A 16,495-nucleotide genomic window follows, 5' to 3' on the forward strand; every position below is an offset into this window, starting at 1 on the left:
CTCCGTGAGAACGCGGAACCCGGTAGACCCTTAAGGAGGCAGCCATGCGCCGTGTGACCGTGCAGAAGCCCCTGAAGAAGACGGACATCCGCAGGGTCCGCGAAGAGGCCGACGAGCGCCCCGCCGGGCGCCCTGAGGTCCGCAAGGACGTCGCACGCATCTGGTGGCCGGACGCCTGAACGGCCGGTGCCGATCATGAGACGCATGCGTCAGAGCAGCCGCTTCCGGTAGTGGACGCGGTCGTAGGGCCCGTCCGGACGACGCTCCACCAGCTCGTAGCCGTACTTCGGATAGATCTTCTGGTTCTCCCACATCAGCGCGTTCGTGTAGAGCCTGACCTCGGGCAGCCCCAGCGCACGCGCGTGCGCGTCCACGAACCGCAGCAGCCGCCGCCCCACTCCCCTGCCGTGCGCGGTCGGGTGGACGGCGATGGTGTCGAGGAAGAGATGGTCCTCGAACGCCTCGACCACGACGAGGCCGACGACGGGCTCGCCCGTCAGGAACACCTTGCCCGCGGCCACGTTCGCCGCGTGGTCCTCCTCCATGGGTTGCGGCACCCGGCCGATGCGCTCGATGTAAGGGCGGAAGGCCGCGTCGATGACGTCCTCGACGACCGGTACGTCGGCGGCGACGGCCGGCCGGATCTCCTCGTCTGCCATGCCGCGACGGTACCTACCTGATGTCAGTCTGAGCACTCCCTTAAGCCGGCCATAAGGATCTCCTCCCCCCGTCCTCAGCAGGCGATTTCACGGTTCTGTGGGGCTAGCTTCGGATCACCCCACGGGATCCGGCCCGCTCGGGCCCGGCCCTGTCCCCGAACCGTTTCGAGGAGTTCCCGCATGCCCGCACGCCGCAAGGCAGCCACCGCCGCCACCCTCGGCACGCTCCCGCTCGCCCTGACCGCGCTGACCGCCCCGCCGGCGGCCGCGCACGGTTCGATGGGCGACCCGGTCAGCCGGGTCTCGCAGTGCCACGCCGAGGGCCCGGAGAGCCCGAGGTCGGCCGCGTGCCGGGCGGCGGTCGCGGCGGGCGGCACCCAGGCCCTGTACGACTGGAACGGCGTCCGCATCGGGGACGCGGCCGGGCGCCACCGGCAGCTCATCCCGGACGGCAAGCTCTGCAGCGCGAACAACGAGCAGTTCAAGGGGCTGGACCTCGCCCGCGCCGACTGGCCCGCGACCAGCGTGCGCAGCGGCTCGTACCCCTTCAAGTACCGCGTGACGGCCCCTCACAAGGGCACCTTCACGGTGTACATCACCAAGCCCGGCTACGACCCCGCCGAGCCGCTCGCCTGGGACGACCTGGACCTGGCGCACCCGGTGGCGACGGCCACCGACCCGGCCGCGACGGGCGGTTTCTACACCTTCTCCGGCAGTCTGCCCGAGCGCTCCGGCAAGCACCTGCTGTACGCGGTCTGGCAGCGGTCGGACAGCCCGGAGGCGTTCTACTCCTGCTCGGACGTCAGCTTCGGCGGTGGCGGCGGCACGGCCCCGACCGCGTCCGCCCTCACCGAGCAGCAGATCGAAGAAGGCAACGGCAAGTCGACGATCGAGCACCACGGGCACGGCGACGACGACCCCGGCACCTCGGCGGCGCCGGCCGCGGCAGCCGAGGACACGCCGGACCGGCCCAAGGCCGCCGACGCCACGCCCGGCCTGCCCAAGGCCGCAGCCGCAGCCGCGCCCGACCAGCCCGAGGCGGCCGGTGCCACCGGGAACCTCGCCGAGACCGGCGGCGACGGCAGAACCCCGTACCTCGCGATCGGCGGCGCCGCCACGCTGGCGCTCGGCGCGTCCGCGCTGTTCCTGTCGGCCCGGCGCCGGGCGGTGGGCCACGGCCGCCACGGCCGCTGACCCCAAGCCACCGCCCCATGACTCGGGGCCTGTCCGGCGGCTCAGGCCGGACAGGCCCCGAAACGTTTCCGCGACACGTGTCAGTCGAACGCCGAAGCACAGGTGGTCGGCGTGGCCCGCCCCGGATCGAGCGCGTTGGCCACCTCATGGAAGACGATCCGGTCGAGCAGCCCGACGGCCACGTGCTCCGACAGGTCGACGGGGCACAGGTCCTGGAGCAGCACGTTGCGCACGCCCGGCCCGCTCAGGTACTGGCTGCGCCACGGCGTGACGACCTCGTCGTACTGGGTGGCGATGACCGTGTAGCGCACACCGGGCACGGTGTCGCCGCCGGCGTTGAGCCTGTCGAGGAAGTCCGAGCCGGTGACCTGGTCGGCGAGGGCGGGAGTGCTCTGCTTCAGCAGGTCCGCTGCGCCCGGGAAGTACGGCAGCAGGCGGGTGAAGCCGTTCAGGTCGGTGCCGTGGTTGGTGGGCGCGATACCGACGAGGGCGTTGACCTTGGCGGCTCCCCCGAGGAACCGCAGGTACCAGCGGGGCATCATGCCGCCCTGCGAGTGCCCGACGACATCGGTCTCGGCGGCGCCGGTGGCGGCGAGCACCTGGTCGACGAAGTCCCTCAACTGCGCGGCTGACTTCTCGACGGGTCCCAGGCCGTGGAAGAAGGGGACGCCCTGGAGCTGCCCGTAGTCGAGGGAGAAGACGCAGTAGCCGCGGACCTTCAGATAGGGGGCGAGGCCCAGCCAGTTGTCGACGGAGTTGCCGAGGGTGCCGTGGACCAGGACGACGGGGCGGGGGTGGGCGGCGGACGGCTTGCAGGAGTAGTCGTTCCAGCCGGAGCTCGGGGCACCGGCGGCCTGGGCGGCGGTGGCCGGGACGGTGGCGACCGCGGCGGTCAGCAGCAGCGCGGCCAGAGGTCTGAGCGCTCGTTTCCAGGGCAGCATCGAGTGATCTCCTTGCGGCTCAAGGGGGGTGCGACGGCACTACGCCCTGTGATCCGGATCACGAGGATGCTGTTCATTCGTCAAGTTACGAGCGGGTAGTCGAACTGGGAAGTTACGCGTCAGTAAAAACTCCCAGCGACAACTGACACGGGGCACCCGCCTGACCTCGCCTCATCAGGCAGGCCGAACGGGCCCGCTGCTGACGTCACGCAGAGGGGTCTACGCCGCCAGCCCCCCTAGCCCCCCGGGCATCACCGCCCGCGGTCCGAACTTGGCTCGGGCGCGGTCCGCGACCTCCTCGATGCGGCGGACCTTCTCGTCCACGGGGTCGAAGGTCAGCTGGTAGGAGGCCTGGTCGGCGGGGTCGAGTCCCTCGGCGCGCAGGGCGATCGCGCGGACCCGGGCGCGTTGCAGACCGAGCGCCTCGTACATGCCGTAGACGGCCCTGGTCAGCGCAGGGGAGTGCGCGGTCGGTTCGGTCAGGGTGCGGCTGCGGGTCGTGGCGGACCGGTCGGCGTAGCGCACGGTGAGGGTGAGCGTGCGGCAGACCTTGTCCAGGGCGCGCAGCCGGGCGCCGATCTCCTCGGCGGCCGACAGCAGCGCCCGGCGGTGCCGGTCCGGGTCCAGCTCGTCGCGCTCGAAGGCGCGTTCCGTGGCGAGGGATCGCGAGACGGCGTTCGGCACGACCCGGCCGCGATCGACGCCGTTCGCCTTCTCGTGCAGCTCACGACCCGCCTTCGCACCGACCAGCCGCTGCAGCGTGGACAGCGGTGCGGCGGCGACCAGGCCGAGGGTGTCGAGGCCGTACTCGCCCAGCGTACGGGCGGTCGCGGCACCCACGCCGGGCAGCGCGGCGACGGGCTTGTCCGCGAGGAACTCCGCGATGGCGTCCGGCTCCTCGGGCACCGCGCGGGTCACCCCGGGCACGGCGTCGCACAGCGCCACGCGGGCCAGCATCGGCCCGGGCCCGGCACCGATCAGGCAGTCGACGCCGTACAGCGCGAGCGACCGCACCCGGATCACCGAGGCCAGTTCGACGGCGTCCCGCCCGAAGTACCGCTCGGCGCCCCGCAGGTCGGCCAGCGCCCCGTCGGGTGGCAGGGCCTGGACGACGGGCGTGAACTCCTCGAGCATCTCGAGCAGTCGGGGCAGGTCGGCCTCGCGGGCCGGCGGCAGCTGGAAACGTACGCAGAGGATGGTCATCCCGCACTCCCCGGACTCTGGTGCCACAACTTTCTTCCCACCGCGGGCCCTTCGCCCGGGGGACGCAGATCGGCCCAGGGGTGCATCTCGTACCCCGTGGGCATGCGGATCCTGCGCTGCTCCATCGGATCCTGGGCCGCGGAGCCCGCCGGCGCGGGCGCTCCGTCCGAACCGGCGAGCCGCCGGCGCGCAGCCCCCTCACCGTCGCCACCGGAATCACCGGAGTCACCGGTCCCGGTCCCGGCCAACCGGGCCGCGACGCCCTCCAGTCCCTCCTCCCGGCGCACCTCCAGCAGTTCCGCGAGGTTCCAGGCGGCGGCGCCCACCACGCTGAGGCTGCGCGGGCCGCGCCGCTGCACCACCCCGCGCACCAGCAGCAGCCAGGAGTGGAAGACGGTGTGGGCGCAGGCGTCGTGGGAGTCGTCGAAGAAGGCGAGGTCGACCAGGCCCGTGCCGTCGTCCAGGGTGGAGAAGATGACCCGCTTGCCGGACCGGATCGGCGGCGTCTGGGTGGCCGCCTTGGCGCCCGCGACCAGCACCGTCTCCCCGTGCCGGGCCTCGCGCAGCCGCCGCGCCGACACCACGCCCAGCTCGTCGAGGAACCGCCGGTGGTCGTCCATGAGGTTGCGCGAGGCGTCCATGGACAGCACGCCCAGCTCGGCGCTGAGCCGCTCCGCTGAGGTGAGGTCGGGCAGCCCGGCCGGGGCGGTCTTCCGCCCGCCGGCCAACGGCAGTTGACCGCCGCCCGCGCCCCGCGCGCCCCGGTGCAGCTCGGCCAGATGCAGTTGCAGATCCCGGCGGTTGGCGCCGAACGCGTCCAGCGCCCCCACCTGCGCGAGCCGCTGGGCCAGCGGCCGGCTCGGCCGGCCCCGCTCCCAGAAGTCGACCAGCGAGGCGTACGGCTGCCCTTCGGCGATCCGCGCCGCCTCGTCCTCCCTGATGCCGTGCACATCGGAGAGCGCCAGCCGCAGACCCCATTTACCGGACACCAGTTCGATACGGTGTGCGACCCCCGACTTGTTCACGTCCAACGGCAGCACCGGCACCCCGCGCCGCCGCGCGTCCGCCAGCAGCAGCCGCTTCGGATACATCCCGGGGTCGTGGGTGAGCAGCCCGGCATAAAAAGCAGCGGGATGATGCGCTTTCAGCCACGCCGACTGGTACGTCGGCACGGCGAAGGCGACCGCGTGCGCCTTGCAGAAGCCGTACGACCCGAAGGCCTCGACGATCTCCCAGGTCCGCTGGATCGTTTCCACGTCATAGCCGTTCGCCGCCGCGTGCTGCGCGAACCACACCTTGATCCGCCCCTGCGACTCCGGATCCGACAGCCCGCGCCGCACCCGGTCGGCCTCACCGCGCCCGCAGCCGGTCATGATGTCGACGATGTCGATGATCTGCTCGTGGAAGACGACGACCCCGTACGTCTCCTTCAGCGGCTCCTCCAGATCCGGGTGCGGGTAGCGGATCGGCGCCCGCCCGTGCCGCGCCTCGATGAACGGCCGCACCATGTCGGCGGCGACCGGCCCGGGCCGGAACAGCGAGATGTCGACGACGAGATCGTGGAACGTGGCCGGCTGGAGCCGCCCGACCAGATCCCGCTGCCCCGGCGACTCGATCTGGAAGCAGCCGAGCGTCTCGGTGGACCGGATCAGCCGGTACGTCTCCGGATCCCCCGGCGGCAGGGCGTCCAGATCGACCCTCTCCCCCGTCACCCGCTCCACTTCCGCCACCGCGTGCGCCATGGCCGACTGCATCCGCACACCCAGCACGTCGAGCTTCAGCAACCCGAGGTCCTCGACGTCGTCCTTGTCGAACTGCGACATCGGGAAGCCCTCGCCGCTGGTCGGCATGACCGGCGTACGCGCCAGCAGGGAGGCGTCGGACAGCAGCACCCCGCACGGGTGCATGGCCACCCCGCGCGGCAGGGCGTCCAGCGCCTCGACCAGCTCCCACAGCCTCCCGTACTTCTCCTTCTCCCCCGCCAGCGCGCGCAGCTCGGGCAGTTCCTCCAGCGCGGCGCGGGCGTCCCGGGCCCGGATGTGCGGAAAGGACTTGGCGATGCGGTCGATGTCGGCCGGGTCCATGGACAGGGCCGCCCCCACATCACGGATCGCGTGCCGCACGCGATACGTCTCCGGCATCGCGACCGTCGCGACCCGCTCGGTGCCGAACCGGTCGATGATCGCGCGGTAGACCTCCAGCCGGCGCGCGGACTCCACGTCGATGTCGATGTCGGGCAGTACGACCCGCTCCTTGGACAGGAACCGCTCCATCAGCAGCCGGTGCTCGATCGGATCGGCGTGCGCGATCCCGAGCAGATGATTGACGAGCGACCCGGCCCCGGACCCCCGAGCAGCGACCCGAACTCCCATCTTCCGTACGTCGTCGACCACTTGGGCGACGGTCAGGAAGTAGGAGGCGAACCCGTGGTGGGCGATGATGTCCAGCTCATGGTGCATCCGCTCCCAGTACTCCCGCCGCCGGTCGTACCCGCGCAGCACCATCCCCGCCGCCGCCCGTGAGGCCAGCGTCCGCTGGGCGGTGCGGCGCCCGGCGCCGACCAGATGCGGCTCGGGGAAGTGGACGGTCCCGATCCCGAGGTCGTCCTCGGGATCGACCAGGCACTCGGCGGCCGTGGCCTCGGTCTGCTCCACCAGCCGGTGAGCGGTGTCCCGCCGGAACCCCGCGGCCTCCACGATCCGCTCGGCGGCCTGCAGCATGGCCTCCGCCCCCTTGAGCCAGGCCTCACCGGAGTCCAGTTCCTTGGCCGGGTCGATGGGCACCAGCCGCCGGGCGGCGTCCAGCACGTCGGCGACCGGCCCCAGGCCCGGGTCGGCGTACCGTACGGCATTGGTGAGCACGGGCCGGATCCGCTGCTCGGCGGCGAACCCGACGGTACGGGCGGCCAGCCGCAGCGACCCGGGCCCGGTGCCTTTCCGGCCGTGCCAGACGGCCTCCAGCCGCAGGTCGTCGCCGTAGATCTCGCGCCAGGGCATGAGCAGCCGCGCCGCCCGGTCGGGACGCCCCGCGGCCAGGGCACGCCCGACATCCGAGTCCGGCCCGAGCAGCACGGTCAGCCCCTCGGCATGGTTGCGGTCCCAGGGCAGCAGGGGCGTCCCCTCCCCCTCATGGGCGGCCGAGACGAGCCGGCACAGCTCCGCCCACCCCCGGGCCCCGTCCCGGGCAAGGAAGATCACACGAGCAGCCGACTCGTCGACAAAGGCGCCACCGCGCACCGGGGTCCGACGCCGCCCCCGCCGCCCGACCCCACCCTGAGGCTCCACCCCCGCCACCGCCAGATCCGCCCCGAACACCGGACGGACCCCTTCTTTCGCACAGGCCTTCGCGAACCGGACGGCACCGGCGAGCGTGTCGCGATCGGTGAGCGCCAGGGCGTCCATGCCCCGCTCGGAGGCACGCTCGGCCAGCCGCTCCGGGTGCGAGGCTCCATAGCGCAACGAGAACCCGGAGACGGTGTGCAGATGCGTGAACCCCGGCACACGCACCTCCCACACTCGCGAACACACCGACTCTCGAACATCTGTTCCCAGCTACCTCACCCCCACCATACCCCCATCCTCGAATGTATGTGCGACATCCGTTCGGCCCCGCCCCACCTGCGGAAACACCACGCACCCCCCGACCGTGGAGGCATGCCGCACCGCTCGTTCCGCGCCGAGACGAGAGACGCCGTCACCCCTCGGGCCACCCTGCTCGTCCTCGGCGTGATCGCGCTCCAGCTGCTCTTCATCGCCTCGTACGTGGGAGCCCTGCACGACCCGAAGCCCAGGGACGTGCCCTTCGGTCTGGTGGCCCCACAGGCCGCGTCCGACCAGGCGGTGACCCGGCTGGAACGGCTCCCCGGCTCCCCCCTGGACCCCCGCGCCCTGCCGGACGAGGCAACGGCCCGGAACCAGATCGAGAACCGCGACATCGACGGCGCCCTGATCATCGATCCCGCCGGCACCACCGACACCCTCCTGGTCGCCTCCGGCGGCGGCAGGGTCCTCTCCACCACGCTGACCACCCTCGTCACCACCCTGGAGAAGTCCGAGCGGCGCACCATCCGCACGATCGACGTGATCCCGTCCGCGTCCCACGACCCCAACGGCCTCTCGTCCTTCTACCTGGTGGTCGGCTGGTGCGTCGGCGGCTACCTCGGCGCCGCGGCCCTGGCCGTCAGCGCCGGAGCGAAACCCGCCGACCGCACCCGCGCCGCGATCCGCCTGGCGGTGACGGCCCTGATCGCCCTCCTCGGCGGCCTCGGCGGAGCCCTCATCACCGGCCCGGCCCTGGACGCCCTCCCCGGCAGCACAGCGGCCCTCTGGGGCCTCGGCACCCTGATCATCTTCGCCGTGGGCGCCGCCACCCTCGCCCTCCAGGGCGTCTTCGGCACGATCGGTATCGGCCTGGTCATCCTGCTGGTGGTCATCCTCGGCAACCCGAGCGCGGGCGGCGCCCTGCCCCCGCCCCTCCTCCCACCCTTCTGGGAGGCGATCGGCCCCGCCCTGCCCCCGGGCGCCGGCACCTGGGCGACACGCTCGATCGCCTACTTCGACAACAACGCGATGACCACCTCACTCCTGACCCTGACGGCATGGGCAGCAGCGGGCACGGCCATCACGATGGCAGCGGCAGCTCGCCGAAGGACGCCGTAACCCCGCACACGACGCGCCCGCACCCGCGCGCGGCGAGAAGGGGACGTGTCGGGGGGTGTCCGCCCGCAGCGGTTGGCGCGTCAACGGACAGTCAGTCGGCGTCCGACCCCATCGCGCCGTTCCGAGGACGGACACCCCCCGGCGCGGCCCCGACCCACCACCCGACGCCAGGCGAAGACGCGCACTCCACGGCACGCGAAAGCCCCGCCCCTCAACCAGAGGGGCGGGGCTTCACGAACCCGCGAGTCAGCCGATCTCGGTCCCGGTCGCCGACAGCGCCTCCGTCACCGGCTGGAAGAACGTCTCCCCGCCCGAGGTGCAGTCACCACTGCCACCCGACGTGAGCCCGATCGCGTTGCTCCCCGAGAACAGCGACCCGCCACTGTCCCCCGGCTCCGCGCACACGTCGGTCTGGATCAGCCCGTTCACGATGTCGCCGTTGCCGTAGTTCACCGTGGCGTCCAGCCCCGTGACCTTCCCGTCGTGCACCTGCGTCGTCGACCCGCTCCGCGTGACCTGCATGCCGACGGTCGCCTCGGCGGCACCCGTGATCTTCTGGGTCGACCCGTTGTACAGGTTCACCTCGCTCGGGTGAGCCACGTCCGCGGTGTACTTGACCAGCCCGTAGTCGTCGTCCGGGAAGCTGGAGTCCGCGTTGGTGCCGATCTCCTTGCCGCTGGAGTCCGACCACGTGGAGATGCCCTCGGTGCAGTGCCCGGCGGTCAGGAAGAACGGCTCGCCGCCCTTGACCACGTTGAAGCCCAGCGAGCAGCGGCCGCCGCCACCGGTGATCGCGTCACCGCCGGCGATGAAGGGCTTGTACTCCCCCTTCGTCCGCTTGAGTTCGGCCTTCGCCCCGAGCCCGTCGACGACCTTCGTCAGCTTCGCCCACTCGGCCTTGGAGACCGTACGGTCGGCGGTCACGACGACCTTGTTCGTCGTCGGGTCGGTCACCCAGGAGGTGCCCGGAATCGTCGCGTCCTGCTTCAGCGTGCTGCGGGCGCTCTTGAGTTCGGCGAGGGAGTTCGCGACGACTCTCGCCTTGGCCCCGGCCTTCTCGACGGCCTGCGCGGCGGTCTCGTCGAGGACGTTCACCACGAGGCTCTTGCTCTTCGTGTCGTAGTACGTCCCCGCCGCGTCGGCGCCCAGGTCCTGGGCCAGCGTCGAGGCGAGCTTTCCGGCCGCCGTGACCGACAGCGTCCGGGGCGCGGAGGCCTCCGGAGTCTCGCTGGCGTTCGCGGTCTGGAACGTCACTCCCGCGGCGACCAGTGCGGCGATGCCCGCACCTGCCACGGCTGCACGCCGCTTGGGTATGCGTCGGTGCTTCAACTCGTGTCCTCCTGTGGGGGGTCGGCCCGGGAGGTTGTGGGGACCTCGCCGAACCGGAAGGCTTCGTTGACGAGCGCCCACTATTCCGAGGACAACGGGGAGCACACAAGGTCGAGTTCAGGACGCGCGTAGATGAGGGACCGCACGCCCCCTTACTTTGACCGTGCACGGTCAAATCGGACCAATCAACGCCCGTTCGCGCAGCAAACATTACGTGTGAGTAACCTGTGCCCACGCTGTGAGGTCTGCAGGTGGCTGGTTTTCGCCCCTGCCTCACAGCGAAAAAGCCCCCGCGCGCCGAAGCGCACGGGGGCACAGAACGCTGCGAACTGCCGCCGGGGGCCTAGTAGACGCTGACGCCGTAGGCGCTCAGGGCCTCCGTGACGGGCTGGAAGAACGTCGTACCGCCGGAGGAGCAGTTGCCGCTGCCGCCGGAGGTCAGACCGTACGCCGTGCCGTTGCTGCCGTAGAGGGGACCGCCGGAGTCACCGGGCTCGGCGCAGACGTTGGTCTGGATCAGGCCGGAGACGACGTCGCCGCCGCCGTAGTTGACGGTGGCGTTCAGGGCGGTGACCCGGCCGCTGTGCGTACCGGTCGTGGAGCCGTCACGGATGACCGTGGTGCCCACGCTGGGCGTGGCCGCGCGCGTGATGTCCACGCCGTTCGCGGTGCCGGGCCGGCTGACGGATCCCGAGTACCGGACGATGCCGTAGTCGTTGCCCGGGAAGCTGGAGCCGGTGGTCGAGCCGATGACCGTGGTGCGGCCGGAGTTGGAGTACCAGGTGCCCGCGCCGTCGGTGCAGTGGCCGGCGGTCAGGAAGAACTGGGTGCCGCTGCTGTTCTGGACGTTGAAGCCGAGGGAGCAGCGCCAGCTACTCGCATAGATGGCGTCGCCGCCCTGGATCAGCTTGTTGAACTTGCCGGGGGTGCGCTTGATCGTGAGCGCGTCGGCGTTGGCGCCGGCCTGCTGCTTGATCTTCGCGATCTCGGCCTGGGAGACCGTGCTGTCGACGGTGACGAGCACGCGGTTGGTCTTGCTGTCGACGGCCCAGGCGGTGCCCGGGATGTCGGCCTTAAGTATGGAGCCGCTGACGCTCTTGAGCTCGGCGGCGCTGAAGGCGGTGGGCGTGTCGGACGCGTTCGCGCTGGGGATCGCGATCGCTGCGGCGGCCACGAGGCCGGTGGAAACGGCGATCAGCCGGGTCCGTCTCGAAATGCCGCTGCGGGGGGTGGTGCGCTTGATCCTCACTTCTCGTTCCTCCACAAAGGAAGTAGGGGGCCCTCGTGGGGTTGTGGGCCCGTGAGGCGCAGCCTGGGACCGGCTGTCCGGATTCCGAACACGCCGTGCCCCTGACAAGCGCTGTGGGCGAGTATTCGGCCGAACGGACGGTAGGCGCAAGGGTGCCTTTCGGCCGTCAACCTTTGAACGATCTTTACGGGAGCGCGAACCGACAGTCGGCTGACGCCGCCTCAGCAGCTGCACCCGCAGTCGCAGCCGTCGCAGCCGCAGTTGTCACAGCAATTGCTGCAGCAGTCGCAGCAGCTGCAGCAGTCCCCGCACCCGCTACAGTCGCAGTTGCCGCACTGCCCTTCCTTGCGCTGGCCCGTCCACGGGTCGTGATACGTGCCGCAGCACATCTGACACGTACAGGCGAGGCCCAGCCACACCGCGCACCCCGCGAGCAGCCCGCGCCGGTTGCCGCGCGGCGGCTCGGGCGGCGGCGGGGCGCCGGGACCGCCCGGGGCGCCGGTGCCGGGCGGCGCGTAGGGGTTGGCCGCATCCGGACCGGCGGTGTGAGCGCAGGTGGTCGTGCCGAAGGCTCGGTCGACGGAGGTGCGCAGCTCGTGGACGAGGAGCCGGTGCACCAGCCGCCCGTCGGTGAACTCCGCCTCCCGCAGCGCCAGCCGGACGCCGTGCACCGCGTCGTCGGCGAGCCGCCGGGCCTCCGTGAGGGAGGTGCCGGTCGCGGCGATCGGGTTCCAGGCGCCTGACGCGGCGTCAGCCTGGAGATCCTCCACGGCGTCCAGCAGATGGGCCAGCCGTCCGAAGAGCCGTCCGGCTTCGGCGAGCGGCGCGGCGTTGTGCGGCCGGCCGGCGAGGACGGCGGTGTGGGCGAAGGCCGCGGCGGTGGCCGTCTCGGTCGGTTCGGTGACCGTCAGGATCGGCGTCCCGGGCCCGGCCAGCGCCTCGATCCCGGTCTGCCGGTCCACGGCGTCGACCAGGAGGGCGGTGTCGAAGCCCACGGCGCTGCCGGTACGGGCACCGGCCGCGTCCCAGCTCGCGGCGACCCGGCGGGCGGCGCGCGCCACCGGCCTGCGGGCCAGCAGCCCGTCGCCGTCGACGACGTGGTCGCGCACCTTGGCGGAGGCCAGCACCAGGGACACGGCCGCCGCCAGCCGGGCGCCCTCACCGTGCGCGACGGAGGCGGTGCGCATGCCGCGCAGCGGACACGGCCCGGCCGTACGCCGCCCGGCTTCGCCGGGCGTTGTCTGAGCCTCCGTCAAAACCGATATGAGAAGCCCGTCATAGTTCGTGACTATTCGAGCGAACTGTCCATGGTCACCCCGTAGTGCGAGACACAGTCCGCACAAATGCGCCATCCACTGGCTGGTGAGCTTCTCCCCGAGACGGTGCCTACAGGGCCTGACGATTCCGAACACGACGCTCCCCCGAGCTTCGTTACGACGCTGAGCTGCGGCATCGTATCGACCCGCGCATTCACCCGTACGCCCCGGCCGTCACCCGTACGCCGAGAAGAATCGTATTTCACTCACAGTCAGCAGCCGTTTGGGAAACGACCCTTGGGACACACGGACTCTCGACGGATTCGCTGTGCACCAGTACCGTCACAAACCCCCCGCGCGGCGACTATCCACTTGGCGCGCCATCCGCATCATGGACGACCATAGGGGTGCGGAAAGCAGAAAGACCGCTGTGAGAGGAGGCGTCCATGGGATCGGTACGCAAGGCAAGTGCCTGGCTTGGCCTCGTCGACGACAACGAAGACGAGCGTTACTACGACGACGACTACTCCGACGGGACCGAGCCCGGGGAGGCCTGGGTCACCGATCCGCGTGTCAAGGTCGCCTCGGACGTCGCCGAGGAGAAGGGTCGCCGCATCGGCACGGTGACCCCGGACAGCTTCCGGGACGCCCGCGCCATCGGCGAGCTGTTCCGCGAGGGCGTGCCGGTCATCATGAACCTCACGGCCATGGACGCCGGCGACGCCAAGCGCGTGGTCGACTTCGCGGCCGGGCTGATCTTCGGCCTGCGGGGTTCGATCGAGAGAGTGTCGACCCGGGTGTTCCTGCTGACCCCCGCCAACACGGAGATCGTGAACGGCGACCCGGCCGCGCACCGCGCGGACGGCTTCTTCAACCAGAGCTGAGGCAGGGTCGCTCACCGGCCCTGCCCCCGCGCGGGTTCACCGGACAGGGTCTACCGGAAGGCGTCGAGTCCGGTGAGCGCCTTGCCCAGCACGAGCTGGTGCATCTCGACGGTGCCCTCGTAGGTGAGCACCGACTCGAGGTTGGTCGCGTGCCGCATCACGGGATATTCGAGCGAGATCCCGTTGGCCCCGAGGATCGTGCGGGCCGTGCGGCAGATCTCGATCGCCTCCCGTACGTTGTTGAGCTTGCCGAAGCTGACCTGCTCGGGACGCAGGCGGCCGGCGTCCATCCGCCGCCCCAGATGATGGGCGAGCAGAATCCCCTTGTGCAGTTCGACCGCCATGTCGGCCAGTTTGGCCTGGGTGAGCTGGAAGCCGCCGATGGGCCGCCCGAACTGCTCCCGTGACTTGGCGTAGTCGACCGCGGCCTCGAAACAGCTGCGCGCCGCGCCCATGGCGCCCCAGACGATCCCGTACCGGGCGTGGGACAGACAGCTGAGCGGGCCCTTCAGTCCCGTGACCTCGGGCAGTACGGCATCAGCGGGCAGCCGTACCTCGTCGAGGACGAGCTCGCTGGTGACGGAGGCGCGCAGGGACCACTTGTGCTTGATCTCGGGGGCGGAGAATCCCCCGCTGCCGGTCGGCACGACGAACCCGCGGATCCCGTCCTCGGTCTGCGCCCAGACGACGGCGACTCCGGCGACCGAGCCGTTGGTGATCCACATCTTGCGGCCGTTGAGGATCCAGTCGGTGCCGTCGCGCTTGGCGTACGTCCGCATGGAGGCGGGGTCGGAGCCGTGGTCGGGCTCGGTGAGCCCGAAGCAGCCGATGACGTCGCCGGCGGCCATGCGGGGCAGCCACTGCTGCTTCTGCTCCTCGCTGCCGAAGCGGTGGATGGCGTACATGGCGAGGGAGCCCTGCACGGAGACGAGGGAGCGGATGCCGGAGTCGGCGGCCTCCAGCTCCAGGCAGGCGAGGCCGTACTGCACGGCGCTCGCCCCGGCGCAGCCGTAGCCCTCCAGGGACATGCCGAGGGCGCCGATGCTCCCGAGTTCCCGGGCCAGCTCTCTGATTCCCGGCAGCTCCCCCTGCTCGTACCACTCGGCGACATACGGCAGCACCCGGTCCGCGGCCCAGGCCCGCACGGTGTCCCTGATCCCGAGGTCCTCCGGCTCCAGCAGGTCGTCCAGCCCGAGGGGGTCGGCGGGATCGAAGGGAGGCAGCTTGGACGAACCGGACATGATCGACACCCTCCGAAACTCTTTAACTAGCACCGCTAGCCAAGACGCTACGGTCTCTGCCCACCCAAGCACCACCCGTAGCTGCCAACTGAGAGGCGAAGCTCGCCCGTGGTCGGCACCACGCCACCGGCGACTGCGGGCCACGTTCGCACCGCAAGCCGCCAACGACGCCCCCACGGGCGACCTCGACCCCTCGACCGACAGCTACGGGCGGCGCGCGGGTGGGCGACTCACACCGAGACGCGTGACTCCGCGGCGTCCCTCGGGGCAGGTACCTCCACCGCCCCCGCCTCACACTGCATGACCCGCGGCAACCGCAACGCCATCACCGCCCCGAGCAGCAACAACCCCGCACTCACCAGCAACGTCACATGCAGCCCGTGCACGAACGCGTCCCGGGCGGCATGCCGCAGAGCAACACCCGCAGACCCGCCCAGCTGCGCAGCAACCTCGTACGCCTCCCCCAGCGAATGCCCCGCCGAGGAGGACGCCGACTCCGGCACCCCCCGCACGCCCGACAGCCCAGGCGCGTACGCCGCGTTCATCACGCTGCCGAGCAGGGCGATCCCGATCCCCGCCCCCAGCTGGTACGACGTCTCCCCGATCGCCGCCGCCCCACCGGCCTGCTCCTGCGGCGCCTCGCTCAGCATCGACTCGTACGCCCCGAACAGCGTCGTCTCCAGCCCGAAGCCCAGCAGCACGAACCCGGTCAGCATCAGCGCGCAGTCGTCCGTCCGGCCCAGCGCCGTCAGCAGCACCACCGCGAACGCGGTCAGGCAGAACCCGGCGCACACCATCCGCCGCGGCCCGAACCGCCGCAGCATCCGCGCCCCGGCCAGCCCGGCCGCCATCGCCGCGAACGTCAGCGGCAGCAGCCGCAGCCCCGTCTCCAGCGGCGACAGCCCGAGCACCAGCTGGAGGTACTGCGCCGCGATCAGCTCAAGGCCCACCAGCGCGAGCATCGCCAGCACGATGCACCCGACGGAGGTACTGAACGCCGGCCGCGCGAACATCTTGAGGTCGACCAGCGGCTGCTCCCGCCGCCGCTGCCGTCGTACGAAGCCCACCAGCAGCGCCGCGCCCGCCACCAGCGGCAGCAGGGTGAACACGCTCCCGGCCGGCTCCCCGCCGCCGAGCCGCTTGACGCCCAGCACCACGCCGAACAGACCGGCGGCGGCCATCAGCGCCCCGACGACGTCCCAGGGACCGTGGCCGTCGCCCTTCGACTCGGGCAGCAGCAGACGTCCCACCGGGAGGCTGACCAGCATCAACGGGATGTTGACGAGGAAGACCGAACCCCACCAGAAGTGCTCCAGCAGGAAGCCGCCGAGCAGCGGCCCGACCGCCGCGCCCACCGCGGCCACGGCGCTCCAGATGCCGATCGCGAGCGCCCGCTCCCGCCGGTCGGGGAAGACCTGCCGCAGGATCGACAGAGTGGCCGGCATGATCATCGCGCCGCCCACCCCGAGCAGCGCCCGCGCCACGATCAGCAGCTGCGCGCTGTCCGCCAGGGCCGCGAGCCCCGAGGCGACGCCGAACAGCGCGTACCCCAGGAGCAGCACCCTTCTGCGGCCGACGCGGTCGCCCAGCGTGCCGAACAGGATCAGCAGCGAGGCGCAGACCAGCGGGTAGACGTCGACGATCCAGAGCAGCTCTATCCCGCCGGGCTTCAGGTCCTCGGTGACGGCGGGGACCGCCACGTGCAGCACGGTGGCGTCGACGGCGACCAGCAGCAGGCTGACGCAGAGGACGACGAGGACCACCCAGCGGTTGGCACCGGCCCCGGCCGCCCGACGGCGCAGCGCAGCGGCAGCCGTGGTCGTCCCGGACATGTACGTACCTCCCAGATGTTCCCTCGCGATCGGCGGGCTCACGGGGTGG

The 16,495-nt window shown here is 71.5% G+C and carries 13 protein-coding genes; 4 read left to right on the plus strand and 9 right to left on the minus strand.

Going from position 1 to position 16,495, the window contains the following annotated elements; genetic code table 11:
- Window positions 1-44: 44 nt before the first annotated feature.
- Window positions 45-179, plus strand: coding sequence for a hypothetical protein (locus tag IE255_RS39930; protein ID WP_267975078.1), 135 nt, complete (start codon window positions 45-47; stop codon window positions 177-179).
- A 30-nt stretch (window positions 180-209) separates the two neighbouring features.
- On the opposite strand, the gene IE255_RS22735 is transcribed toward IE255_RS39930, so the two are convergent.
- Window positions 210-659 carry a GNAT family N-acetyltransferase gene (locus IE255_RS22735; protein ID WP_190052197.1) on the minus strand — a complete coding sequence of 150 codons (450 nt, stop codon included), beginning with the start codon at window positions 657-659 and terminating at the stop codon, window positions 210-212.
- A gap of 180 nt (window positions 660-839) precedes the next feature.
- On the opposite strand from IE255_RS22735, the gene IE255_RS22740 reads away from it, so the two are divergent.
- Window positions 840-1,853 carry a lytic polysaccharide monooxygenase gene (locus tag IE255_RS22740; RefSeq protein WP_190052198.1) on the plus strand — a complete coding sequence of 338 codons (1,014 nt, stop codon included), beginning with the start codon at window positions 840-842 and terminating at the stop codon, window positions 1,851-1,853.
- A gap of 80 nt (window positions 1,854-1,933) precedes the next feature.
- Here the strand turns inward: IE255_RS22740 and IE255_RS22745 are convergent, their stop codons facing one another.
- From IE255_RS22745 to IE255_RS22755, 3 genes are all read right to left on the minus strand, one after another.
- Window positions 1,934-2,794, minus strand: coding sequence for an esterase/lipase family protein (locus IE255_RS22745; protein ID WP_190052199.1), 861 nt, complete (start codon window positions 2,792-2,794; stop codon window positions 1,934-1,936).
- Window positions 2,795-3,013: 219 nt separating this feature from the next.
- Window positions 3,014-3,997, minus strand: a complete 984-nt coding sequence (locus IE255_RS22750; RefSeq protein WP_190052200.1) for a DNA polymerase Y family protein — start codon at window positions 3,995-3,997, stop codon at window positions 3,014-3,016.
- A complete protein-coding gene (locus IE255_RS22755) occupies window positions 3,994-7,497 on the minus strand; it encodes a DNA polymerase III subunit alpha (RefSeq protein WP_190052201.1) in 3,504 nt (1,167 codons plus the stop codon). The genes IE255_RS22750 and IE255_RS22755 overlap by 4 nt, the downstream gene beginning before the upstream one ends.
- A gap of 153 nt (window positions 7,498-7,650) precedes the next feature.
- Between IE255_RS22755 and IE255_RS22760 the strand changes: the two genes are divergently transcribed.
- Entirely contained in the window at window positions 7,651-8,655 is a 1,005-nt protein-coding gene (locus IE255_RS22760) for a DUF3533 domain-containing protein (RefSeq protein ID WP_190052202.1), read from the plus strand.
- 246 nt (window positions 8,656-8,901) lie between these two features.
- On the opposite strand, the gene IE255_RS22765 is transcribed toward IE255_RS22760, so the two are convergent.
- The 3 genes from IE255_RS22765 to IE255_RS22775 all read right to left on the minus strand — a co-directional run bounded on the left by IE255_RS22765 (window position 8,902) and on the right by IE255_RS22775 (window position 12,645).
- Window positions 8,902-9,984 (minus strand): S1 family peptidase, encoded by a 1,083-nt coding sequence (locus tag IE255_RS22765; RefSeq protein WP_190052203.1) that lies wholly within the window; start codon window positions 9,982-9,984, stop codon window positions 8,902-8,904.
- Between the two features lie 343 nt (window positions 9,985-10,327).
- Window positions 10,328-11,233: a S1 family peptidase gene (locus tag IE255_RS22770; protein WP_190052204.1), complete on the minus strand. Its 906-nt coding sequence runs from the start codon at window positions 11,231-11,233 to the stop codon at window positions 10,328-10,330.
- Between the two features lie 221 nt (window positions 11,234-11,454).
- Entirely contained in the window at window positions 11,455-12,645 is a 1,191-nt protein-coding gene (locus tag IE255_RS22775) for a DUF5685 family protein (RefSeq protein WP_190052205.1), read from the minus strand.
- Window positions 12,646-12,935: 290 nt separating this feature from the next.
- On the opposite strand from IE255_RS22775, the gene IE255_RS22780 reads away from it, so the two are divergent.
- The gene (locus IE255_RS22780) at window positions 12,936-13,373 is read left to right on the plus strand and encodes a cell division protein SepF (protein WP_190052206.1); all 438 of its coding nucleotides are present in this window, start codon (window positions 12,936-12,938) and stop codon (window positions 13,371-13,373) included.
- 50 nt (window positions 13,374-13,423) lie between these two features.
- On the opposite strand, the gene IE255_RS22785 is transcribed toward IE255_RS22780, so the two are convergent.
- Together IE255_RS22785 and IE255_RS22790 are read right to left on the minus strand one after the other, a co-directional pair.
- Window positions 13,424-14,614: an acyl-CoA dehydrogenase family protein gene (locus tag IE255_RS22785; RefSeq protein ID WP_190052207.1), complete on the minus strand. Its 1,191-nt coding sequence runs from the start codon at window positions 14,612-14,614 to the stop codon at window positions 13,424-13,426.
- Between the two features lie 230 nt (window positions 14,615-14,844).
- Window positions 14,845-16,446: an MFS transporter gene (locus tag IE255_RS22790; protein WP_190052208.1), complete on the minus strand. Its 1,602-nt coding sequence runs from the start codon at window positions 16,444-16,446 to the stop codon at window positions 14,845-14,847.
- Window positions 16,447-16,495 lie beyond the last annotated feature (49 nt).

Origin of the sequence: Streptomyces lomondensis, from assembly GCF_014651035.1 — a bacterium.
In the GTDB taxonomy this organism is placed as follows: Bacteria; Actinomycetota; Actinomycetes; order Streptomycetales; family Streptomycetaceae; genus Streptomyces; species Streptomyces lomondensis.